Raw genomic sequence first — 21589 nt, forward strand, 5'->3', positions numbered from 1 at the left:
TTTCACCGTGTCCCCGGCATTTGTTATCGCCCGCGCCCTACAACCCGGGGGGGGGGCCGCGCCGCGGCCGGCCCCCCGCCCCCCACCGGGATCCTGAAGGCGGTTTCCCGCCCGTCCTCATACCCCCACGGGGCCGGTCCCGCCGAACAGTGCCGACGCGGTCCGGAGCGGAGTGGGAACGCCCACGCCCACGGGCGCGGCCTCGGGGCAGTCGTGGCAGGTGAAGCCGAGGCGCGCCATGGCCCGGGTGACTTCGCCGACCGTGAAGTCACGGCGGTCCTGTCGCGTGATGACCTGGCCCACCTGCTTGACGGGGTAGCGGCGGCGGCCGATGGTTACGGACTCACCCGTGACGAGCTCGGGTCTGACGCCCTTCATTGAGGCCAGCACCCCGGCCTTGGTCAGGTCGAACGGGTACCGGGCGATGACACAGCGCATGATGCCTCACAGGAGAGAAGTCACGGAGAGAAGGAGAACGGGCTGTCCGGGGCGAGGCGGATCAGTGGAAGAGGGCGAGGAGACGCCCGGAACTCGGCCGTACTTCACCGGCTCCGCCGGGGCGGGCGATGGGCGAGGGCAGCGATCCGTCGAGGACGTCCCGCAGACGGATCCGGTCCGTGTACGTGGAACTGTCGCGGAGAACGGTGAGCCGGACCAGGGTGATCAAGCCCGTGCTCTGGTCGTCCCTGTCGCACACGGTCAGGTACTCGACACGGGCACCCGCCATGACGGCCAGAGCCACCTCGACGGTCATGTCGTCACAAACCCGAGGCCCGTACGCTTCGATGTCGTCGACCACGGTCACGGGGGCGGGGTCCGGCATGCGGTACTGCGTCTGAACTGGCGTCAAGGGTGCCTCCTGCGGCAGAGGTTGATCGGCTTGGTGGCCATTGCGGCCCCAGGGAGGGAGACCACTGCGGCCCCAGGGAGACCACGGTGGCCCCGGGGACCGCGCCGGGCCTAGGCAGCCGAGTTGTCGCCGGGCTGCCGCTGTGCCCTGCGGCGCACCCCCGCGCCGACGGATCGGCCCTTGCCGGTGCGGCCCCGGCGGTCCCAGGACGGCGAAGACGCGCGGCGGGGGCGCTCAACGACCGGCGCGGCGATGACCACCGGGACGCCGGAGGGCGCCTGGGCACCTGTGATGCGGCTCAGCTCCGCCTCGCCCGAGCGGACCGGGGTGATGTGCGGGGTAATTCCGGCCGAAGCCATCAGCCGGCTCATGGCGCGGCGCTGGCCGGGGGTCACGAGGGTGACGACACTGCCGGACTCGCCGGCGCGGGCCGTACGACCGCCACGGTGCAGGTAGTCCTTGTGGTCGCTGGGCGGATCCACGTTGACGACCAGGTCGAGGCTGTCGACGTGGATGCCGCGAGCCGCGACGTTGGTGGCCACCAGGACCGTGACGTGACCGTCCTTGAACTGCGCCAGGGTCCGCGTGCGCTGCGGCTGGGACCTGCCACCGTGCAGGGCCGCGGCGCGGACACCGCTGTTCAGCAGGTGCTTGGCCAGACGGTCCACGGCGTGCTTGGTGTCCAGGAACATGATGACCCGGCCGTCCCGGGCCGCAATTTCGGTGGTCGTGCGGTGCTTGTCCGCGTCATGCACGTGGAGTACGTGGTGCTCCATCGTGGTGACGGCACCGGCCGACAGGTCGACGGAGTGGACCACCGGGTCGGTCAGGTAGCGGCGGACCAGCAGGTCGACGTTGCGGTCCAGGGTGGCCGAGAAGAGCATCCGCTGACCCTCGGGGCGCGCCTGGTCGAGCAGGGCGGTGACCTGGGGCATGAAGCCCATGTCGGTCATCTGGTCGGCCTCGTCGAGAACCGTGATGCCGACGTCGACGAGCCGGCAGTCGCCCCGGTCGATGAGGTCCTTGAGCCGACCGGGCGTCGCGACGACCACCTCCGCGCCGGCGCGCAGCGCCCCGGCCTGCCTGCCGATGGGCATTCCGCCGACGACGGTGGCGAGCCGCAGACTCACGGAGCGGGCGTAGGGAGCGAGCGCGTCGGTGACCTGCTGGGCCAGCTCACGGGTGGGGACGAGGACCAGCGCCAGTGGCCGGCGCGGCTCGGCGCGCCGACCCGCCGTACGGGCCAGTACCGCGAGGCCGAAGGCGAGAGTCTTGCCCGACCCGGTGCGGCCGCGACCGAGTACGTCACGGCCGGCCAGGGAGTTCGGCAGGGTCGCCGCCTGGATCGGGAACGGTACGGTCACGCCTTCCTGTCCGAGCGTGGACAGCAACGGCGCCGGCATGACGAGATCGGCGAACGACTCGACGGCGGGCAACGCGGGCGTGACCGTCTTCGGCAGCGCGAACTCGCCCTGCGCGGCCTGTCGGTTTCCGTAACCGTTGGAACGGCGCGGAACGCCGGAGCGACCTGCGGCAGCACTTCCCCCGAAGCGGCCATATGTGCGAGTGGTACGGGTGCGGTTCATGCGGGACCTTCCTCGACGTGGGCACGTATCAAGGAATTTCCGCAGCAAACCGAGAGGCGCAGAGAATCGCGAGAACGAGCCGGAAATGACAGGGTCGAATCACCCTCAAAATAAAGCGAGCTGGGGCCCGCACCCCAAGGTGCGGGCCCCAGCTGCGAAGTATGCGTCAGTGCCGGTGCGTCAGGCGGGAACGATGTTCTCAGCCGTCGGGCCCTTCTGGCCCTGCGCGATGTCGAACGACACCTTCTGGCCTTCCTGCAGCTCACGGAAGCCCTGGGCGGCGATGTTCGAGTAGTGGGCGAAGACGTCGGCGCCGCCGCCGTCCTGCTCGATGAAGCCGAAGCCCTTTTCCGCGTTGAACCACTTCACAGTGCCAGTAGCCATTTGTTTCTCCTTCGGAGGCGGTGTCAGAAATACGCACCCCGTGCGAATTCCGTGTCGCCGTGATGATCAGCCGTCGGAAAAATCTTCTGGCAACCACACCTGCAACTGATGTCGACAGTAGCACGTCGACATCGGCCCTGCGTAGTGAACAATTCCGCACCGCCTGCCGCCTCAGGAATATTTCTCGCGCGCCGCGTCGATTTCTTACTTCACGACCGCAGATATTGTTCTCCGGGGTGGCGGTGTTGCCGTCGAGCGTTTCCGCTCACAGCGCTGTGACCTCCTTCGACGGCTTGTACGCGCCGCTGTCGTCATCGGCGGACGAGAGGCCGACGAACGCGCCGAGACCCCAGAAGCGAGACGAAGGCCACATGGCGATTCCGGCGGATACGGCGTACGCGTTCTCGAACTGGACCCGCCCCGGCGGCGGGTGCGTTTCCGCGTCTTTGTCGTCTACTACGACGACCCCGGTGATCTCCTGCCGGATGATCCGAGTTTCTTCTTCCGGGTGCGGTGGGAGGGCGCGTACGGGGGCGGCGGCGATCACGAGGCGAAACCGACGGATCTGGTCAGCATGGACGAGTTCCTCGAAGAGGAGTGGGTGGACCGCCACACCCGCCGCTTCGTCGAGCGCGTGGAACGTGTGGCCGGCCGCAACAACCCCCTCAGCGCGGAGCACCGTGCGCTCCTGCAGACCCTTGCCGACGCGGGCGTGGCCGACGTCGGCTTCTTCTACGAGCGTGATGACCGTTGGAGACACGAGGACCAGCTTGTCCAGGGCGACTACGACGTGTGGGTGAGAGACTCCCGCTGGCTGTCCTCGTTGTATGTCGGCCAGAGCTGGGGCACCACCTCGTACGAGACCGAGGCCGACTTCACGCCGGAGGAGGTGGTGGCGCGGATACCGGGCACCGGACCTGCGCCACCGGAGAGCGCTGCTGCAAAGAGGTGACCTGAAACCCCGCGCACCGCCCCGTCCAGCGGCACCTCGCTCGCCCGCGTCGTAGAAGCGGTTCTTGCCGTCCACCTCGGTCCACTCGGCCGGCAGCTTCAGCGCGTCCATCACCGGCCGGTGGTGTTGTTGCGTGGACCTGCTGAACGCGGTCGATGTCGAAGCGACATGCTGGGAGGGACAGCCACCACCCGGCCAGGTCAGCGAGATCATCGAGATTGGGCTCACCGTGGTCGACCTGCGCGCGAGCGAGCGCCTCGCCAAACACCGGCTGCTGGTACGCCCGGCCCGATCGAAAGTGAGCCCGTTCTGCACGGAGCTGACCGGGTTGACGCAGGCCGACGTGGACAGGGCCTGCCCTTCGCCGAGGCGTGCCGGGCGCTGGCGGCCCAGCACCGCACAGGCCCACTTGGCCGGCCTTCCCTTGGAGGGCCGCCACCACCGAGGCGACGACGATGCGTGGAACATCGCCGCCCTGGTGCTGGATCTGGCCCAACGGGGAGACTGACCCATCGGCTGAGGTCCATCCCTCAATCGTCGGTTCGGGCTCCGGGCGTGTCCGTCGCCACCAGCGGTCATCGGCTCCGGAGAGCCGGTTGGCAGAGACGTAGCCGATGGGCTCGCCCGAGTCGTACGCCACCACGGCCTCCCAATCCGGTTCGGCGGCGTGCCGGTGCAGCCGCTCTCCGAACGTCTCGGGGGCGTAGTGCGATAGGTGGAGCTTGTGCGCCCAGCACTCCTTGTAGATGCCCACCAGGTCATCCAACACGGACTCGACGTCGCCGACGCGGACGAGACTCACGCTGCTTTCCACCGCTGCTCCCACGAGTCGTAAAGGGGGGCCGGGAGCGCCCCGGCGACGGGACCGTCCAGCCCCAGCCCGCCCATGAGAGTGGGGGGCATGGGGCTGGACGGCGGTCTCAGGACCGCTTGAAGCGGTCGGGGTTGTTGTGGTCGCGGTGGCGGGGGCACTGGCATGGCGGCCACGCCTGCCCCATCGAGTAGACGTCGCTCTTCTCCCCGGCGAGGACGGCCACGATCGCGCGCCGCGCGGTGACGATCCCGCCGTGCGCAATGGTGTAGACGCGCATCGTCATCTTCGGCCGCTCGCCCCGCCCCGGCTGGTTGTCGGCCATCAGCGGCCTCCCTCTCCCCCGACCGGCGCGAGGAGCTGGAGCAGGCTGCACAGGCTCCGCTTCACCGCGCCCAAGTGATAGGCCAGTTCTTCCGGCGCGGCGTCGGCCAGGTCGAGGGCTTCGGCTCCGGCGAGGGTCTGTCCGGCGACGATCACGACCGCGTGCTCCAGACCTTCGCGGGTGGGCTTCGCGGCCGCGATACACGCGGGGCACAGGCCCGAGCGCGGAACGGCGTGGTTGTGGGGCCCGAAGTCGCCAGGGGTGGCGCACAGAGCGCACCCGGGGGATGGGACGGGCCTGATCCGGCCGTCGGCGGTCACCGGATCACCACCATCCCGTGTGGCGCACACACCAACTCAACCCGCGGGCGGCGCTTGCTCCGCTGTTCGTCGGCCACGACATAGGGCCGCACCATGGCGGCACCGGGGCCATCCGGCGGGCCGGAAACCGGGCGGAACGCCGCGGCGGAGGCGATCATGCACTCCGCCGCCCTGGGTCGAGCAGGCCCGTCGGACACCCGCGCTGTGGGGTGGCCGGCCGCGCGGTGACGGCCCGACGGCGGTAACACCAGCCGTAGCAGTGCTTCGAAGATCCAGGCGATAGCGTGTGCCATGTCGTCAACCTCCGTGGGGTTGATGGCCACCGCCCCCGGACGCTCTCTCCCAAGTCGCGTCGCGGGGGTCCTGCATGTGGCCGGTGGTTGTGTGGTCAGGGAGCACCCCAGCGTCATCCGATAACTGCTGGCCCGGCTCCCGAGCACAACCACTGTCGTGCCCCGCCCGCAGAGCAGACAATAGATTCCACAATTAATCACCCACTCAGCAAAAAATGGCACATGCCATAACGAACGCAACAACTGACCCAGCGAAGCGTTGCCGCGCCATACTGGTCATATCGCCGCGAACTAGGGGCAGTTGCCTCAGAAAGGCAGAACGATGGCGGCACCGCACAGGCCAACAGCACGACGCATCGCACTCGGCCATGAACTCCGCGAGTTACGCAAGCGGGCAAGGCTCAGCATCCAAGAAGCCGTGGAAGGATTCTCGTTCAGCGATACGAAGCTGCAACGGGTCGAGACCGGGCTTCAGGACCTCCGCAGCGCGAGTGACTTGCGCAAGCTACTCGACCGCTACGGCGTCACCGACGAGGAGGAAGTGGAGAGGCTGGTGGCAACCCAGCGGGAAGCGTCCAGCCGGGAGTGGTGGACACCTCTCGCCACGGAGCTGACACCAGGGATGCCACGGTTCCTCGGGATCGAGGCGGCAGCACAGGAGATCCGGGCCTACAACCCGACCCTCATCCTGGGGCTGTTGCAGACCGAGGCATACGCCCGCACGAGGCACGTGAGCGCCAAACCCCTCGACGAGACCACGACTGAATTCGTGGAGCAGAGCGTCGGGGTGAGAATGCGGCGCAAGGAGGCGCTGACCCGTGACGAGGACCCGCTCAGGTTCTGGGCCATCCTCTACGAACCAGCCCTGCGGCACATCGTCGGCGACGCCGAGCTGATGCGCGAGCAGTACGACGAGATCGCCAAGCTGGCCGCACTCGACAATGTGACCGTGCAGGTACTCCCCCAGACAATGCGTGGGTACCTGTTCGCGCACAACTTCAGCATCCTGCTCCTCGGCGACATCATGCCGACGACCATCCAAGTCGACACCGCATTCGGTACCTCGTCCATCTCCGACAAGCGCCGGGAGGTCGGCCGGTTCTCACGGCAGTTCGACGCGCTGTCGCGGTCCGCCCTGCCTCCCGAGGACACCCCGAAGTTCCTGAACCAACTATCCCGAGAGATCACCTGATGACCACCAACGTCCCCACCCACTTGATAGCCCGAGACCTCGTGCACGCCCACTGGTTCAAGTCCTCCTACAGCGACAACGGCACCAACTGCGTCGAGGTCGCAAACCTGTCGACGCCCCCCTACCGCGCGATCGCGATCCGCGACTCCAAAGACCCGAACAGCCCGGCGCTCCTGGTGTCGCCGTCCGGTTGGGCGTCCTTCGTTACCGCCGTCGCCGATGGAGAGCTACCCACCACCTGACCCGCACAAGTAACGTCCATGAACGGCGGCCCCTGTACTCAAAGGGGCCGCCGTCACTCGTGGGGATGGCTGGAACTGTCCGCGCTGCGCCCTCGGCTCGAACCTGCACATCACGCAACGTGGTTGAGTGGGTAACTCCGAGTGTGATGGGTGTGCAACATAGCGCAACCCACCGGACGCTGGAGGCGGCCATGGATCTACAGTTCGTCGGGATCGACCCGGAGACCGGCGCAGGCAACTGCCCGGCGGTCTGGGTCGACACCGATACGAAGTCCGAACCCGAAATCGTGCTTCAGGGCTGGGTCGCGGACGAGGCAACCGAGGCCGAGTGCGCGAAGCGGAGCCCGAAGCCCGACACCGAGGCCGTCATCCGCATCCCGGCGCGGATGGTGCCGCTGATCAGGGAGGCGTGCGATGCCGCAGAACGTGCCCAGCTTTGACGAACTCCTGGACTCGGCCCAGCATTCGGCGCTGCATCTGGAGATGCGCGACCACTACGGTGTGGACGAGGAGCGGTACGTCGTAGAGGCGTGGCGGAAGGAAGGCGCCCTGCCCGCCTACGGCTCGGACTACTGGCGCCCCTGGGTTTCGTTGGTTGAGCGGACCGTGGCGCGAGGTGTGTCCGTCCGCCGCGCCCGGATCGTCTCGGAGCCCGTGACCGACTACATCCGCTTCGAGCACGCGATCACCCCGGCCAACATCCGAGCCGGCGAGCACGTACGGTGGCTTCCACGGCGTCGTGCGTCAGATCTCGCGCTCCCCGGCAACGACTTCTGGCTGATCGACGACCGGATCGTGCGGTTCAACCTGTTCTCCGGCAACGGCGCCGCCATCGAGCCCGACGCATCGGAGGACCCGGCAGTCATCAAGCTGTGCGCTGACGCGTTCACCGCGATCTGGGAACGGGCAATCCCGCACGAGGAGTACTCGATCCGCTGACACCTCTGCTGCCCCGGGACCGCCGCCTTCATGAACGCCTCGCCCTCGTCCTCAGCCCAGGCTGCTCGCGAAGCCGTCGCCGCCCGCCTGGTGGACATCCGCAAGACAGCAGGGCTCAAGGCCCAAGAGGTGGCGGCCCGGTGCGGCTGGCACAAATCCAAGGTCTCTCGGCTGGAGAACGGTCATACACCGCCCTCGGACGACGACATCCGCAAGTGGTGCCAGGCATGTGACGCGCTCCGGCACGCCCCCGACCTGATCGCGGCCAGCCGGGACGCGGACCAGATGTATGTCGAGTGGAAGCGAATCCACCGCACAGGCATCCGGCGCCGCCAAGAGGTTGACGTCCCGTTGTACGACCGCACCAGCCTGTTCCGCGTCTACTGTTCCAACGTCGTGCCCGGCCTCCTCCAAACCCACGGCTACGCCGAAGCGCTGCTGTCCACCATCAGCCAGTTCCAGGGAACCCCCAACGACGCCGCCGACGCCGCGACCGCCCGCCTGGCCCGCTCCCGCGTCATCCACGAAGGTCGCCATCGCTTCGTGCTCCTGGTCGAAGAGACGACACTGCGCTATCGCATCGGGTCCCCTTCCGTCATGGCCGGACAGCTCGGATATCTCCTGGAGGTGCTGTCGCTCCCGTCGGTGGCCTTTGGAGTGATCCCGTTCACCGCGCAGCGCCGCATATGGCCCGTCGAGACATTCATGATCTTCGACGATGAGCGGGTACAGGTGGAGACCTTGTCTGCGGAGATCAACATCACCTCGCCCGGTGAGATCGACGTGTACGTGAAAGCGTTCGCCCGGCTGCAACGCATGGCCGTCTACGGCACGAAGGCCCAGTCACTCATCACGGCGGCCATTGACACTCTCAGGTGATGCCGCGCAACTTCATAGAACTTTCTTGAGGCTCAAATCTCGCCGACCGTACGGTCGTTGGCATGACGGAGACCGTCGAAGCTCAGGCGAAACTCGGGCCCCGGGGCGACATCGATTGGACCGCGCTGCACAACTACGCCGCCCTTCGCGGGCAGCTGCGCATTTCCTTCGGCCCCCGCTGCAACATCGCCTGCTGGTTCTGCCACAACGAAGGCGATGTCCCACCGCCCCTGACCCGCCGCGACCGATCGCAGCAGCCGCGTGCACGTTCCCTGTGCTCGGAGCACTACGTCACGATCATCGCGGCCCTGATGGACGCCGGGCTCAAGCGCGTTTACTTCACCGGCGGCGAGCCCCTGGCCTCCCCGCTGGCCCGGCCTGTCCTGGAGCAGCTTGCCGCCTCGGGCCCGGACTCCTCCTACACGCTGATCACCAACGGCACCCGCGTCCGTACGCACCAGGACTGGCTGTCCAGGACGCCGCTGGACAAGGTGAAGATCTCGCTGCATTACTTCTCCGACGAATCCCTCCGCGCCATCGCCAACACCCGCATCGGCATCACGACGGTGCTCGACGGCATTGAGGCGGCGCGGGAGGTCTTCGAGCGGGTCGAGCTGAACTGTCTGCTGCTCAAGGACAACGCCCACGAGATCCGGGCCATCCTGGACTTCGCGCTTGAGAGGCGACTGCCGGTGCAGTTCATCGAGCTGGTCGGCACCGACTTCAACGAAGCCCGCGCCTCGTCCGCCGTGCCCGCCGACGACACCGTGGCGTATCTGCGCACCCTCACCGACGACGAACACACCGAGATCGCCGGAGTCGGCCAGGGCCGCCGCGTCTTCCGCATCGACGGCATCGAGGTCGACGTGATCCACCGCAACCTGGGCCGCCACCACGTCGGCCAGTGCGGCACCTGCCCTCTGCGCCCCAAGTGCGTCGAAGGGTTCTGGGCACTGCGTATCGACCACGACGGCCTTCAACCCTGTCTGCTGCGCGAAGACCTCCGCCTGAATCTCAAGCCCCTGCTGGACGACCCGGCTCGGCTCGCCAAGTGCGTCGCCGGACACGTCACCGCGTTCACCGAAGGAACCTTATGAGCCTGCCATCCGCCTACCAGCCCGCTCCGCACGGGGACAGCCGCGGCCTATTCCTCGTCTTCGAGGGCATCTCCGGAATCGGCAAATCTACCCTCACCAAGACGGTCGCCGACCGGTTGAGCGCCACCAGCCTGCACACCTTGCCCTCCCCGCACTCCGGCTGGTCAACGACGGTCAACAGCCGGCTGCGCCCACTGCCACAGTTTGCCTTCTACCTCTCCGGGCTCTTGCACGCTGCCGACACCGTGGCCCACCACCGCGCGGCCGGCCCCGTCATAGCCGACCGCTACGCCTCATCCGTCGTTGCCTGCCACAGCGCCGTGCATGAGCTCGATATGGACGACGCCGCCCGCCTTCTGGCCCCGTTCCGTCCTTACCTGGAAACCCCGGACTCCACCTTCTACCTCCGCTGTTCAGTGCCGGTGCTTCGGCGCCGCCTGGCCTCCAAGGAACAGGGCAACACCCTGACGGCGGACGATGCCGAACTCTTCACCGTGCCCGAACGCCTTCCGCGGCTCCTCGCCAACTTCGAGGCAGCGGCCCACGCCGACCCCACCGCCGTCGTACTCGACACCGACGGCAAGACCCCCGACGAGCTCGCTGACTGGGTGATCAACCATCTGGAGACCACACGTGCTCAGACCCATTAACACCGACACCGTGATCCGGGACGGCGCGGCGAGCGGACGATTCCCCGGCGAGATCCACGAAGGTGTCGCATGGTGGATCGGCGCATGCCTCGTCGTCGCTACCAAGACGAACCGCATCGTCGTCGCCCACAACGGACACCCGACCAGCGTCATCTTCCACGAGCGGCTGTGCCGGGGAGCGATCAACGCACGGCACTATGCCTGTCACGTCACCGTTCTGGGGACAGCTGACGAAGCCGGGCTGCTCGCCGCCATGGCCGCCCTCGGCTATCTGCCCGGCGCTCTCATCACCACCGCGGCCGCCGAGGATGGCGAGACTGTCCGCATCGCCCTGTACGACGCTGACGGCAAGCCGCTGACCGAAGACACGGGTCTGGCCGTCATCCGGCGGCTCGTCGCCGACGATCAGGTCCCCATCCCCGTCAACGAACAGGCCAAGGGACACGTGGAGCACCACGTCGCGAGGGAGACGCCGGCATGATCAATGCCGCCGAGATCATCCGCGACGGGGTCGGGATCCTGTTCATCACCCTCGACTCCCTGCGATACGACGTAGCCCGCGCCACGTATGACGATGTCAGCACCGACACTGCCGCCTCCCAGCGGGGCGCCCTCGCCTACGCAGACCAACACCTGGGACGTCTGATCACCACGCTGACCGCGAAGCAGCGCTGGATGATCATCATGTGCGCCGACCACGGCGACGCCTACGGAGACGACGGCTTCCACGGGCGCGGCATCGCCCACCCCGTCGTGATGAATGTGCCGTACGCGGCCATGGTCCGCTGACGATCAGGGGACCGCCGATATGCTCGCCCGCCATGACCGAGATTCCCGGCGGCGGCCCGGCCCGCGATGCTTCCGTAGTAGTGGCCCGCGACGAGAACGGCCTCGTTGCGCTGCTGAGCGCTGACTTCCCCCGTCACGGTGGCGAGCACCTGTTCCTCCCCGGCGGGCGGCAAGAGGACGGCGAGACCCTGGAAGAATGCGCCCGCCGCGAGCTGAGGGAGGAAGCAGGCATCACCGCCGGACGATGGCGCCTGCTGGGCACGTACGCCATCACCCTGGAGACGACCGCTCGCGTCCACCTCTACGAGGCCCGCGATCTGACCGTCGGCCCGCAGCGGCTCACCCCCACCGAACAGGACTTCAAGCTGTCCTGGTGGCCCATGACCGACGCGCTCAAAGCCGCCGTCGAGGGCCGATTCCTGCTCCCTGCCGGTCCACTCGCCCTACTCCTGGCCGACCGGACCGGCTGATCGCTCAGCTGCTGCGTACCCGGGGCCCCCCGACACACATCAGACCAACGGGGTGACCGCTGACCTACTCGCTCAAGGAGACACCCCCGATGGCGCCTGATACCGCACCTGAACGGCGCGCCCTCGCCGCCCGGCTCCAGGAGGCCGGAGTCCTGACCCATCCGAAGTGGCACGCCGCGGTCGAGGCCGTGCCGCGTGAGCTGTTCCTCCAGCCCGGCGTGTTCCTGCCCGCCGACGGTGGGCGCTGGCGGCCCGTGACGGCGCTCGGCACCGACCCCGGGGAATGGACCAAGATCGCCTACCGCGACGAGTCCCTGGTGACTCAGCTGGACGGGCACCTCACCGCCGACCAGGCCGCCGAGCCGGTCCCCGGCGTGCCCACGTCGTCGTCCACCACGCCCGTGACGGTCGTCGGCATGCTCGAGGCTCTGGACGTCGAGGACGGTCACACCGCGCTGGAGATCGGCACCGGCACCGGCTACTCCACCGCCCTGATGTGCCACCGGCTCGGCGAGGACAACGTCACCACGGTCGAGGTGGACCCGGGCGTGGCCGCCCGTGCGGATGCCGCGCTGGAAGCCGCCGGATACTCCACATGGACCCTGACCGGTGACGGACTCCTGGGCCACCCCCGCCGCGCCCCCTACGACCGCACCATCGCCACATGCGCGGTACGCCGCATCCCCCACACCTGGGTACGTCAGACCAAACCGGGCGGCATCATCCTCACCACCCTCGCCCCCGGCTCGTGGGCGTACGGCACCGGCCTCGCGAAGGTCACCGTGAACGACGACGGCACGGCCGAGGGGCTGATCATCGGGGAGTCGTCGTTCATGCAGGCCCGCTCCCAGGCCGCCACACCGCTCGCCGGGGACCTGTCGGCGCGCGCCGCCTACGCCGACAGCGAGCGCGAGACGAAGGTGCCGCCGACACTGCTGGAGGAGTGGATGCCCGCCTTCCTCGCCCAACTCACCGCGCCCGGCGCCCAGCTCGTACGCGCCGCCCGGGGCGATGGCAGCCGGCAGCTCTACGTGTTCGACGCCGACCGCGAATCCTTCGCCGCGTTCATCGAGGACGGCTCCGGCTGGACCGTACGGCAGGGCGGACCGGTGGCACTGTGGGACGCCATCGAAGAAGCGCTCATCGCCTGGCAGGACGCAGGACGCAGGACGCCCGGACATCAGCACCGTGCGGCTCCGCGTCACCCCCCGCTCCCACACGTACTGGATCGGTGGCCAGAAAATCAGCCCCACGTTGCGCTGGGAACACCGCCTTGTCTGAGCTCAGCGGGACAAGGCCGGCCGAGTGTCCGGTCATGTCACGGCCAGGTGGCTGCGGTGGTGCCGTGGGGTCTCGGCCTCGTCGAGCAGGACGAGGGCGAAGTCCGCGTAGGAGATGCGCGCCGCGAGGTCACCGTGTTCGCGGATCTCATAATGGCCGGTGCGCTCCCCCTCATGGTCGAAGTCGCCGACTGGGCTGACATACACCCAGTCCAGGGCGGAGCCTTCGGCCCGAAGCGCCTCGAGCCCGTCGGCGTGGGCCAGGCAGAAGGGCCGGAACTCGGCGGGGAAACCGGGCATGTCGAGCAGGCGGGTCCCGTCGGGGCCGGGCAGTAGCGTGGCGATCCCGACCGCGACGAGCCTGTCCACCCCGGCCTGCCGCAGGCCTTTGGTGAGGGCATGTGCGGCGCTGGTGAAGAATGCCCCCGGGTCGGTTATCGCCGCCGCGTTGATCGCGGCGTCATGCCCGGCCGCGAGGGCGGCGACATCCGCCGCGTCGGTGACATCCCCGGCGGCGATCCGTACGCCGCCGTCCGCCAGGCCGCCGTAGCGGGACGGGTCGCGGACCACCGCGGTGACCTGGTGTCCACGCCGACGCGCTTCAGCGACGGCCTGCCGGCCGGCCCGGCCACCGGCCCCGAAAATCACGAACCTGCCCATCGTCGGAATACCTCCCGTTGAGTCGATGCTCCGGAAGGTATCCGCAAGGGCAGTTACCTCCTGGATACCGAGACGGGATACCGAGACCGGATACCGAGGCCGGCTAACGGCCCCAGCCGACGGGCAGGAGAGAGAGCATGACACGCCGCCAGCCGCTGCCTCCGGACATGTTCGACGAACTGTGTCCGTCCTCGCTGTTGCCATTCCGCTTCGGCGACAAGTGGGCGGCTCTGGTCATTCGCTGCCTGGAAAACGGTCCCCGCCGATTCTCCGAGCTGCGTGTGCCACTGCACCGCGTCACCCCGAAGGTGCTCACACAGTCACTGCGTGGCCTGGAGCGGAACGGGCTCGTCTCACGCACGGTGCACGCCGACCCGAGACTCGGGGTGGAGTACGCGCTGACGCGGCTGGGTCGCAGCATGTTGGAGCCGCTGGATGCCGCATGCGCGTGGGCAGCGGAGCACTGGGACGAGCTGCTTGACGCACGGGACAGGTCCTAGAGGGGCGCGCGTCCGAACCCGAACGCGACGAGGGCCCCGCGGTCGGCTGACCGCGGGGCCCTCGTCGTACATGGGATGAGTGGAGATGGCGGGAATCGAACCCGCGTCCAACGGTGTGGAACCAGGACTTCTCCGAGCGCAGTCCGCTGTGCTTTTCTCAGCCCCGGAGATCACGCGGACAAGTCTCCGACGGGCTCAGTCACTGTTTGATTTCCCACCAGGCCCCGTGACCGGGTCTAGTGGTTTAGTCCCCTAGCTGATGCCAGGATCCGGGTCGGGAACAGCCCCGGGCTGACACTTCGCAAGTCGCTACTTAGGCAGCGAGGGCGAAGGAATCGCGCTTGGTGTTGGCGATTATAGGTTTCGGCATATGGTTTACGAGATCATTGCCGCTTCCTCGGCTCGCTTCCCCTGCTTCGACAGCCGCTGTCGAAACCGATCATCCCCATGTGGTGTTATCAAGGTGGTGCCGCACCCCTCTGCGGGGGTGCAGCCCTTATCGTACGGGAACAACGCACGGTAGTGCCAGCGTATTCCCGCCGGTCAGGCCAGCACGACGCTACGGCCCACCCACTCAGGCCCCCGATCAGGCCCGCTGCCGCCGCCGCGCCGCGGAGATCGCCCGGTCGGACTCGCGGCGGTCCTGCTTCTCGCGCAGAGTCTGCCGCTTGTCGTACTCCTTCTTGCCCCTGGCGAGGGCGATCTCGACCTTGGCCCGGCCGTCCTTGAAGTACAGCGCCAGCGGGACCAGGGTGTGGCCGGTCTCCTGGGTCTTGACGACCAGCTTGTCGATCTCCGCGCGGTGGAGCAACATCTTCCGCTTGCGGCGGGCCGCGTGGTTGGTCCACGTGCCCTGGCTGTACTCCGGAATGTGCACGTTGTGCAGCCACGCCTCGCCGCCGTCGAGCTGTGCGAAGCCGTCCACCAGCGAGGCTCGACCCTGCCGCAGCGACTTGACCTCGGTACCGGTCAGCACCAGACCGGCCTCGTAGGTGTCGAGGATGTGGTAGTCGTGCCGCGCCTTCTTGTTCTGCGCGATCAGCTTGCGCCCCGTCTCTTTTGCCATAGCGCTGTCATTCTCGCACTATGACCCGCCCCCGAGGCCACTCAATACTGTCCGCGCGCGCGTTTCGGCGCTCTTCTCGTCGTCGCCGCGTACGGAGAGGTCGGGCGTGATCCCCTTGCCGTCGACGCCGCGCCCGGTGGGGGTGCGGTAGTGGCCGACGGTGAGTTCGGCGACCGAGCCGTCGGGGAGCTCGCTGGGCATCTGGACGGAGCCCTTGCCGAAGGTGCGGGAGCCGACGACCACGGCCCGGCGGCGGTCCTGGAGGGCGCCGGTGAGCATTTCGGCGGCGCTCATGGTGCCGCCGTCGACGAGGACGACGAGCGGGGAGCCGGTGTCGCCGCCGCGCCGGGCCTCGAGCACCCGCTGCTCCCCCCGTACGTCGTACGTGGCGACCAGCCCGCCGTCGAGGAAGGTGGAGGCGGTGGTGACGGCCTCGGAGACGAGGCCGCCGGAGTTGCCGCGCAGGTCGAGCAGGATGCCCTGGCCCTCGGGGATGGCCCGCACGGCGCGGCGGACCTGGTCGCCCGAGCCCCGGGTGAAGGCCTCGACCTTGATCCGGACGGCGGCGGGGTGCTGATCGGTGAGGCGGTCGACGGTCACCGGCTCGGTGGCCAGCCGCGCCCGCCGCAGGGTCTGCCGCCAGCTGTGGTCGCCGCGCTGCAGCCCGACCTCGACCCGGCTGCCCACGGCCTCGCCCGCGCCGCCGCGCAGCCAGGACACCACCTGGGTGACGGGGCGGCCGGTCGTCGTCCGGCCGTCGACGGTGCGCAGCCGGTCACCGGCGCGGATGCCGGCCTTCGCGGCGGGGCTGCCGGGCTGGACGCGGTCCACCGCGATCCGGCCGCCGGTGCTCAGGCGGGCGGAGATCCCCACGCCCACGTACTCGCCGTCGAGATTGCGGCGGAAGCCCTCGTACTCGCGGGCGCTGTAGACCGCGCCCCATCGGTCGCCGCTGCGGCTGACCACTTCCCGGGCGGCCTTGGAGCCGGACTTGCCGTCCTCCTCGGCCTGTGCGGCGGCCGCCTTGACCTCGTCGCTCTCGACAGTGCTCGACACCGAACGGGACGCTATCCGGGCGTCGACCGGGTCCCGGCCGTCCTCGGCCTCGGCGCCCCAGGAGCCGACGGCGGCTCCCGTGGCCAGCAAGCTCACAAAGACCACCGTCAGGGTCGCCCCACGGCGAATGCGGCGGGGCGGGACGAACAAACACGGGCCCGACATGCCGGTGAGTGTAGGGCAACACAGGGCGCCGTACCGGAGGTTGTGAGGTACGGCGCCCTGGACGAATGTCACACCTTGAGGTACTTGCGGAGCGCGAAGAACGCCGCGAAGGCGGGCATCAGCAGACCGATCGCCAGCACCAGCGGCAGCTTGGACAGCACCGCGTCCCAGCCGATGAAGTTGATCACGTCGATCCGGTCCACCAGCCAGTTGTTGACCAGGAAGTACTGTCCGCTCACCAGCAGCACACAGGCGAAGCCCGCGCCCAGCAGACCCGCGATGGCGGCCTCCATGATGAACGGAATCTGGATATAGAAGCTGGACGCGCCGACCAGCCGCATGATCCCGGTCTCCCGGCGGCGGGAGAACGCCGACACCCGCACCGTGTTGACGATCAGCATCAGCGCGACGATCAGCATGAGCGACATCACCCCCCACGCCGCGTATTTCATGCCGTTGAGGAGGTTGAAGAGGTCGTCGACCAGCTTCTGCTGGTCCTGGACCTCCTGCACCCCGGGGCGGCCGGCGAAGGCGGTGGTGATCACCTTGTACTTCTCGGGGTCCTTGAGCTTGACCCGGAAGGACTCCTGCATCTGGTCCGGGGTCAGCGAGTTGGCCAGCGGCGAGTCGCCGAACTGCTCCTTGTAGTGCTTGTACGCCTGCTCCGAGGTCTCGAACTGGACGCTCTCCACGATGCTCATCTGCTTGAGCTCGGAGCGGATCTCGTTCCGCTGCGCGTCGGTGACGGCGCCCTTGGAGCAGTTGGGCGAGGTCTCCTTGTCCTGCTTGTTGCACAGGAAGACGGAGACGTTGACCTTGTCGTACCAGTAACCCTTCATCGTGCTCACCTGCTCGCTCATGAGCAGGGACCCGCCGAACAGGGCCAGCGAAAGGGCGACAGACACGATCACCGCGAAGGTCATGGTGAGATTGCGGCGGAGACCGACGCCGATCTCCGACAGGACGAACTGGGCGCGCATGGCGTCCTTTCAGTGCTGGTAGCCGTAAACGCCGCGGGACTGGTCGCGTACGAGACGGCCCTTTTCAAGTTCGATCACGCGCTTGCGCATCTGGTCCACGATCTGCTGGTCGTGAGTGGCCATCACGACCGTGGTCCCGGTCCGGTTGATCCGGTCCAGCAGCTTCATGATGCCGACGGAGGTCTGCGGGTCCAGGTTTCCGGTCGGCTCGTCGGCGATCAGCAACAGCGGCCGGTTGACGAACGCGCGGGCGATGGCGACGCGCTGCTGCTCACCACCAGAGAGCTCACCGGGCATACGGTCTTCTTTTCCGCCCAGTCCCACCAGGTCGAGCACTTCGGGAACGGTCTTGCGGATCGCGCCGCGCGGCTTGCCGATCACCTCCAGCGCGAAGGCCACATTCTCCCCGACCGTCTTGTTGGGGAGCAGCCGGAAGTCCTGGAAAACCGTGCCCAGCTGGCGGCGCATCTGCGGCACCTTCCAGTTGGACAGCCGCGCCAGGTCCTTGCCCAGCACATGGACCGCGCCATGGCTGGCGCGCTCCTCGCGCAGCAACAGACGGAGAAAGGTGGATTTGCCCGACCCCGAGGAGCCCACCAAAAAGACGAACTCCCCCTTCTCGATCTCGAGCGAAACATCCCGGAGTGCAGGACGGTTCTGCTTGGGGTAGGTCTTGGATACGTTGTCGAATCGGATCACTGAAGCACCACGGTCGACCTGGGTAGGGGTACGGGTGGCCGCAAGGGCTCCCGTCGGTGTGCGTGACCATACGCGAACCGCACGCGACCTCGCAGTCGCCGTTCGGGGTTGGTGCGCTTATTCACGGCACTATTGGGGGCAAACGGTTGACAACCTGCCCCGCCGAGCTGTCCGAAACAGCCACGGAACCGGTACGGATGCGGTACGGAATCGTGCGGGGCGCGCCGAACCGGGCGGAAGCTGGCACAGTGGAAGGGGAACCAACACATTTCCCAGAGCGTTGGCCCCGTGTCTACTGCGGCATCGCCGCGCGGGAGGAGGAGAGCGCATGACGTATGACAGGCTTGTCTGCGCCAACTGCGCGAGCCCCGTCAGCGAGGGCCGGTGCCCGGTCTGCCGGGCCAGCAGGGAGCGTCTGCAGCAGGCCGGCGGCTTCGGCGGGCTGACGCCGACCGCCCTGATAGCGCTGCTGGTGGCGCTGATCGCGGTGGCTCTGCTCGCTCACCAGGTCGCCACGGCGTAACGGACCGTAGCGGGCCATTATCAGTTTATAGCGCTATGTCGAGCGGTGCCGTACGCACGGTGACGGCCGACTCGCGATCCACGCGATGTGTTTCATTTCTCATAAGCACGGCACAAGTACAAGCACAAGCAGGCACGAACACGCACGAGGGGCCCGGAGTGACGCCGCACTCCGGGCCCCTTCGCGTCGCTGCGCCACACCCGGTCAGGCCGGGTGCGTGATCAGGCCGCGGTGTTGCGGTTGACCAGACGCGGCATGAGGCGGAAGCCAATGCCACCCGCGATCATCGTCGCGGCGCCGACCAGCAGGAAGGTGGTCTCGGAGGCACCGGTCTCGGCCAGCTCCTCCTTCTTGGCCAGCGCTTCCTTGGGCTTGCTCTGCTCGACCGGCTTGCTGCCGGCGCTGTCGGTGTCGGTGTTGTCCTGGCAGTCGGTACCGTCGAGCTCCACCGTGCAGGTGTTGGAGTCGTCGCTGCCGCCGCCACCGCCGGTGCCGGGCGACTTGGTGGGCTCGGCGGTCGGCTTGCCGGTGGGCTTGCCCGTCGGCTCGCCGGTCGGCGGCTTCGTCGGGTCGCCCGTCGGCGGGTTGGTCGTCGGCGGGTTCGTGGTCGGGTCGCCCGTCGGCGGGTTGGTCGTCGGCGGGTTGGTGGTCGGGTCGTCCGTCGGGGACGGCTCGCCCGTCGGGATCGATGTCGGGTCGCCCGTCGGGTCCTCGGTCGGGTCGCCGACACCGACGCCGATGCCGACGCCCTTGTCGTCCGCCTTGACCGAAGCCTCCACGCCGCCGATGCCGACGTCGATACCCACAGCCGATGCGGCACCCGCCGCCGTCAGCGAGGCGCCGGCGGCGATCACGGCGCTCGCCGCGATCCGCGCGACGCGAAGCCGCGTCTTCTTCGTCATCTGCCTGCTACCCCCAGTAGCTGTACTCGTCGATGGAGCAGCTATGCACGAGGCAACGGTCTGCGGGGAGTTCTGATCCGCGGGACCGGCCACACAAGGCGGTCCACGAACCCCCGTTCACACGCGCCCCAGTCATACGCCTGCCGCGCGTCAGCTTTCCCATTTTTCATATGACCGTCAAGGTCATTGCGCACGACATGTCCGCTATGGAGGTGCTTGGCGGATGCATGGGTACAGGACTGTGACCAACCGGCCGTCAAGTCGTGGGCAGGCGGGGTGGGCAGGCGGCCGTCGGGCCGCGGGCAGGGCCTTGCCCTACTTCTGCTGCTCCTGCTGCTTGCGCCAGCGGATCCCCGCCTCCAAGAAGCCGTCCAACTCGCCGTCGAGCACCGACTGCGGGTTGCCGACCTCGAACTCCGTCCGCAGGTCCTTGACCATCTGGTACGGGTGCAGGACGTACGAACGCATCTGGTTGCCCCAGGAATTGCCGCCGTCGCCCTTGAGCGCGTCCATCTTGGCCTGCTCCTCCTGGCGGCGCCGCTCGAGCAGCTTGGCCTGGAGGACGTTCATCGCGGACGCCTTGTTCTGGATCTGCGAGCGCTCGTTCTGGCAGGAGACCACGATGCCGGTCGGGATGTGGGTCAAGCGCACCGCGGAGTCCGTGGTGTTGACGCCCTGGCCGCCGGGGCCCGAGGAGCGGTAGACGTCGATGCGCAGCTCGGACTCGTCGATCTCGATGTGGTCGGTCTTCTCGACGACGGGCAGCACCTCGACGCCCGCGAAGGACGTCTGGCGACGGCCCTGGTTGTCGAACGGCGAGATGCGCACCAGGCGGTGGGTGCCCTGCTCGACGGAGAGGGTGCCGTACGCGTACGGAATCTGGACGGCGAAGGTGGTCGACTTGATGCCGGCCTCTTCCGCGTACGAGGTGTCGTACACCTCGGTCTTGTAGCCATGGCGCTCGGCCCAGCGCAGATACATCCGCTGCAGCTGCTCGGCGAAGTCGGCGGCGTCCACGCCACCGGCCTCGGCGCGGATGTTCACGAGCGCCTCACGGGAGTCGTACTCGCCGGACAGGAGGGTGCGCACCTCCATCTCGTCGACCGCCTTGTGCACCGACTCCAGCTCGGCCTCGGCCTCGGCGCGCGTGTCGGCGTCGTCCTCGGCTTCGGCGAGCTCGAAGAGCACTTCGAGATCGTCGATGCGGCCGCGGAGCTCCTCCGCCTTGCGCAGCTGGCCCTGCAGATAGGACAGCCGACTGGTGATCTTCTGCGCGCTCTCCGGGTCGTCCCAGAGGGAGGGGGCCGCCGCCTGCTCCTCGAGCACGGCGATGTCGGCCCTCATCTTGTCGAGGTCCAGGACGGCCTCGATCGACCCCATGGTCGAGGAGAGGGACTTCAGCTCTTCGGATACATCGACGACTGCCACGGCACCAGCGTAACCGGCCGGACGGGCGACCGGGCGCACGGGCGACCGCCGCCCCTTTCTTGACTCGGTTCGCCCGGCCGGGGGTACGGCCCCCCGGCCGGGGGGCCGCGCCTCCGGCCGGATTCACGGGCGGGCGGGCCGGGCGCAGCCCGGGGCGCAGCCCGGGGCGCAGCCCGGGGCGCTCAGCGATCGCCGGGGTCTGCCGGGGCCGAGTGTTCGCCGCCCTTGGGGGCCTCGCCGTCGTCGTCGCCGCCCGATGCGAGCCAGCCGCCGATCCCCACCGCGGCCAGCAGCGCGCCCGCGACCACCGCGAGCCTGACCCGGCGGCGGCGCACCGCCTCCGAGACCGGGCGGTTACGGGCCGAGCCCGCGCGGCGCTGGCCGCTGACCCGGGGGGCGCGGGCGGTGCCGTGCGGGCCGCCGGCGAGCTCGTCCGCGCTGGGCACCCGCATGCTGGTGTGCGTCTCCCGGCTGGAGTCGGGCACCGCCCCGGGCACCAGCGGCACCGCGCCGCGGCGCATGTGGCTCGGCTCGCGACGCTGGGTGGCGCG

The 21589-nt window shown here is 68.5% G+C and carries 28 protein-coding genes, 1 other RNA gene and 3 pseudogenes; 15 read left to right on the forward strand and 17 right to left on the reverse strand.

Going from position 1 to position 21589, the window contains the following annotated elements; genetic code table 11:
• Positions 1–117 precede the first annotated feature (117 nt).
• The 5 genes from ACWDSL_RS40750 to ACWDSL_RS40770 form a co-directional block, all read right to left on the reverse strand.
• Positions 118–438: an SCO5918 family protein gene (locus ACWDSL_RS40750; protein ID WP_358640967.1), complete on the reverse strand. Its 321-nt coding sequence runs from the start codon at positions 436–438 to the stop codon at positions 118–120.
• A gap of 61 nt (positions 439–499) precedes the next feature.
• Complete coding sequence (locus tag ACWDSL_RS40755) at positions 500–850, reverse strand: CBS domain-containing protein (RefSeq protein WP_450493128.1); 351 nt, start codon at positions 848–850, stop codon at positions 500–502.
• A gap of 110 nt (positions 851–960) precedes the next feature.
• A complete protein-coding gene (locus ACWDSL_RS40760) occupies positions 961–2436 on the reverse strand; it encodes a DEAD/DEAH box helicase (RefSeq protein WP_450493129.1) in 1476 nt (491 codons plus the stop codon).
• 180 nt (positions 2437–2616) lie between these two features.
• Positions 2617–2820 carry a cold-shock protein gene (locus ACWDSL_RS40765; protein WP_030224351.1) on the reverse strand — a complete coding sequence of 68 codons (204 nt, stop codon included), beginning with the start codon at positions 2818–2820 and terminating at the stop codon, positions 2617–2619.
• A 265-nt stretch (positions 2821–3085) separates the two neighbouring features.
• Complete coding sequence (locus ACWDSL_RS40770) at positions 3086–3367, reverse strand: hypothetical protein (RefSeq protein ID WP_385623813.1); 282 nt, start codon at positions 3365–3367, stop codon at positions 3086–3088.
• A gap of 27 nt (positions 3368–3394) precedes the next feature.
• Here ACWDSL_RS40770 and ACWDSL_RS40775 point away from each other — a divergent pair, with 27 nt between their 5' ends.
• Both ACWDSL_RS40775 and ACWDSL_RS40780 read left to right on the forward strand, forming a co-directional pair.
• Complete coding sequence (locus tag ACWDSL_RS40775) at positions 3395–3772, forward strand: hypothetical protein (RefSeq protein WP_450493131.1); 378 nt, start codon at positions 3395–3397, stop codon at positions 3770–3772.
• Positions 3773–3881: 109 nt separating this feature from the next.
• Positions 3882–4280: pseudogene (locus tag ACWDSL_RS40780) on the forward strand (exonuclease domain-containing protein).
• Between the two features lie 412 nt (positions 4281–4692).
• On the opposite strand, the gene ACWDSL_RS40785 reads toward ACWDSL_RS40780, so the two are convergent.
• Genes ACWDSL_RS40785 through ACWDSL_RS40795 form a run of 3 tightly spaced genes read right to left on the reverse strand, consistent with a single transcriptional unit; the run spans position 4693 to position 5521 of the window.
• Entirely contained in the window at positions 4693–4908 is a 216-nt protein-coding gene (locus tag ACWDSL_RS40785; protein ID WP_450493133.1) for a hypothetical protein, read from the reverse strand.
• Positions 4908–5228 (reverse strand): hypothetical protein, encoded by a 321-nt coding sequence (locus tag ACWDSL_RS40790; protein WP_450493134.1) that lies wholly within the window; start codon positions 5226–5228, stop codon positions 4908–4910. Before ACWDSL_RS40790 ends, ACWDSL_RS40785 begins: the two co-directional genes overlap by 1 nt.
• Positions 5225–5521 (reverse strand): hypothetical protein, encoded by a 297-nt coding sequence (locus ACWDSL_RS40795; protein ID WP_450493136.1) that lies wholly within the window; start codon positions 5519–5521, stop codon positions 5225–5227. Before ACWDSL_RS40795 ends, ACWDSL_RS40790 begins: the two co-directional genes overlap by 4 nt.
• A 322-nt stretch (positions 5522–5843) precedes the next feature.
• Between ACWDSL_RS40795 and ACWDSL_RS40800 the strand changes: the two genes are divergently transcribed.
• The 11 genes and pseudogenes from ACWDSL_RS40800 to tgmC all read left to right on the forward strand — a co-directional run bounded on the left by ACWDSL_RS40800 (position 5844) and on the right by tgmC (position 13060).
• Complete coding sequence (locus ACWDSL_RS40800; RefSeq protein WP_450493138.1) at positions 5844–6713, forward strand: helix-turn-helix domain-containing protein; 870 nt, start codon at positions 5844–5846, stop codon at positions 6711–6713.
• Positions 6713–6955 carry a DUF397 domain-containing protein gene (locus ACWDSL_RS40805; protein WP_450493140.1) on the forward strand — a complete coding sequence of 81 codons (243 nt, stop codon included), beginning with the start codon at positions 6713–6715 and terminating at the stop codon, positions 6953–6955. The genes ACWDSL_RS40800 and ACWDSL_RS40805 overlap by 1 nt, the downstream gene beginning before the upstream one ends.
• 191 nt (positions 6956–7146) lie before the next feature.
• Positions 7147–7395 (forward strand): hypothetical protein, encoded by a 249-nt coding sequence (locus tag ACWDSL_RS40810; protein WP_385623834.1) that lies wholly within the window; start codon positions 7147–7149, stop codon positions 7393–7395.
• A complete protein-coding gene (locus tag ACWDSL_RS40815) occupies positions 7370–7894 on the forward strand; it encodes a DUF6879 family protein (protein ID WP_450493141.1) in 525 nt (174 codons plus the stop codon). The genes ACWDSL_RS40810 and ACWDSL_RS40815 overlap by 26 nt, the downstream gene beginning before the upstream one ends.
• 30 nt (positions 7895–7924) lie before the next feature.
• Positions 7925–8773, forward strand: a complete 849-nt coding sequence (locus tag ACWDSL_RS40820; protein WP_450493143.1) for a helix-turn-helix domain-containing protein — start codon at positions 7925–7927, stop codon at positions 8771–8773.
• Between the two features lie 62 nt (positions 8774–8835).
• On the forward strand, positions 8836–9870 hold the full coding sequence (locus tag ACWDSL_RS40825; protein WP_450493145.1) for a radical SAM protein: 1035 nt from the start codon (positions 8836–8838) through the stop codon (positions 9868–9870).
• Positions 9867–10520, forward strand: coding sequence for a dTMP kinase (locus tag ACWDSL_RS40830; RefSeq protein ID WP_450493146.1), 654 nt, complete (start codon positions 9867–9869; stop codon positions 10518–10520). Before ACWDSL_RS40825 ends, ACWDSL_RS40830 begins: the two co-directional genes overlap by 4 nt.
• 10 nt (positions 10521–10530) lie before the next feature.
• Positions 10531–11001, forward strand: a complete 471-nt coding sequence (locus ACWDSL_RS40835) for a hypothetical protein (protein ID WP_450493147.1) — start codon at positions 10531–10533, stop codon at positions 10999–11001.
• Positions 10998–11309 (forward strand): hypothetical protein, encoded by a 312-nt coding sequence (locus ACWDSL_RS40840; protein WP_450493148.1) that lies wholly within the window; start codon positions 10998–11000, stop codon positions 11307–11309. The genes ACWDSL_RS40835 and ACWDSL_RS40840 overlap by 4 nt, the downstream gene beginning before the upstream one ends.
• Positions 11310–11341: 32 nt before the next feature.
• Entirely contained in the window at positions 11342–11779 is a 438-nt protein-coding gene (locus ACWDSL_RS40845) for an NUDIX hydrolase (protein ID WP_450493150.1), read from the forward strand.
• 89 nt (positions 11780–11868) lie between these two features.
• A pseudogene (gene tgmC, locus ACWDSL_RS40850) lies at positions 11869–13060 on the forward strand (ATP-grasp peptide maturase system methyltransferase).
• Between the two features lie 32 nt (positions 13061–13092).
• Here the strand turns inward: tgmC and ACWDSL_RS40855 are convergent.
• Positions 13093–13719: an NAD(P)-dependent oxidoreductase gene (locus ACWDSL_RS40855; protein WP_450493152.1), complete on the reverse strand. Its 627-nt coding sequence runs from the start codon at positions 13717–13719 to the stop codon at positions 13093–13095.
• Between the two features lie 137 nt (positions 13720–13856).
• Between ACWDSL_RS40855 and ACWDSL_RS40860 the strand changes: the two genes are divergently transcribed.
• Complete coding sequence (locus ACWDSL_RS40860; RefSeq protein ID WP_450493154.1) at positions 13857–14219, forward strand: winged helix-turn-helix transcriptional regulator; 363 nt, start codon at positions 13857–13859, stop codon at positions 14217–14219.
• A gap of 77 nt (positions 14220–14296) precedes the next feature.
• Here ACWDSL_RS40860 and ssrA read toward each other — a convergent pair.
• From ssrA to ftsE, 5 genes are all read right to left on the reverse strand, one after another.
• Positions 14297–14666, reverse strand: a transfer-messenger RNA (tmRNA) gene (ssrA, locus tag ACWDSL_RS40865).
• Positions 14667–14805: 139 nt separating this feature from the next.
• The gene (smpB, locus tag ACWDSL_RS40870; RefSeq protein WP_450493156.1) at positions 14806–15285 is read right to left on the reverse strand and encodes an SsrA-binding protein SmpB; all 480 of its coding nucleotides are present in this window, start codon (positions 15283–15285) and stop codon (positions 14806–14808) included.
• Positions 15286–15303: 18 nt separating this feature from the next.
• Positions 15304–16506 (reverse strand): S41 family peptidase, encoded by a 1203-nt coding sequence (locus tag ACWDSL_RS40875; protein ID WP_450493158.1) that lies wholly within the window; start codon positions 16504–16506, stop codon positions 15304–15306.
• A 68-nt stretch (positions 16507–16574) separates the two neighbouring features.
• A complete protein-coding gene (gene ftsX, locus ACWDSL_RS40880) occupies positions 16575–17486 on the reverse strand; it encodes a permease-like cell division protein FtsX (RefSeq protein ID WP_089512299.1) in 912 nt (303 codons plus the stop codon).
• A gap of 9 nt (positions 17487–17495) precedes the next feature.
• Positions 17496–18185, reverse strand: a complete 690-nt coding sequence (gene ftsE / locus ACWDSL_RS40885; protein ID WP_014179099.1) for a cell division ATP-binding protein FtsE — start codon at positions 18183–18185, stop codon at positions 17496–17498.
• 328 nt (positions 18186–18513) lie between these two features.
• On the opposite strand from ftsE, the gene ACWDSL_RS40890 reads away from it, so the two are divergent.
• Positions 18514–18708: a hypothetical protein gene (locus ACWDSL_RS40890; protein WP_450493160.1), complete on the forward strand. Its 195-nt coding sequence runs from the start codon at positions 18514–18516 to the stop codon at positions 18706–18708.
• Between the two features lie 221 nt (positions 18709–18929).
• On the opposite strand, the gene ACWDSL_RS40895 is transcribed toward ACWDSL_RS40890, so the two are convergent.
• The 3 genes and pseudogenes from ACWDSL_RS40895 to ACWDSL_RS40905 form a co-directional block, all read right to left on the reverse strand.
• A complete protein-coding gene (locus ACWDSL_RS40895; protein WP_450493161.1) occupies positions 18930–19610 on the reverse strand; it encodes a hypothetical protein in 681 nt (226 codons plus the stop codon).
• Positions 19611–19925: 315 nt separating this feature from the next.
• The gene (gene prfB / locus ACWDSL_RS40900) at positions 19926–21038 is read right to left on the reverse strand and encodes a peptide chain release factor 2 (protein WP_450493162.1); all 1113 of its coding nucleotides are present in this window, start codon (positions 21036–21038) and stop codon (positions 19926–19928) included.
• 182 nt (positions 21039–21220) lie between these two features.
• Positions 21221–21589 (reverse strand): annotated as a pseudogene (locus tag ACWDSL_RS40905) (serine/threonine protein kinase); the annotation flags it as partial.

This window comes from Streptomyces sp. NPDC000941, from assembly GCF_053599555.1.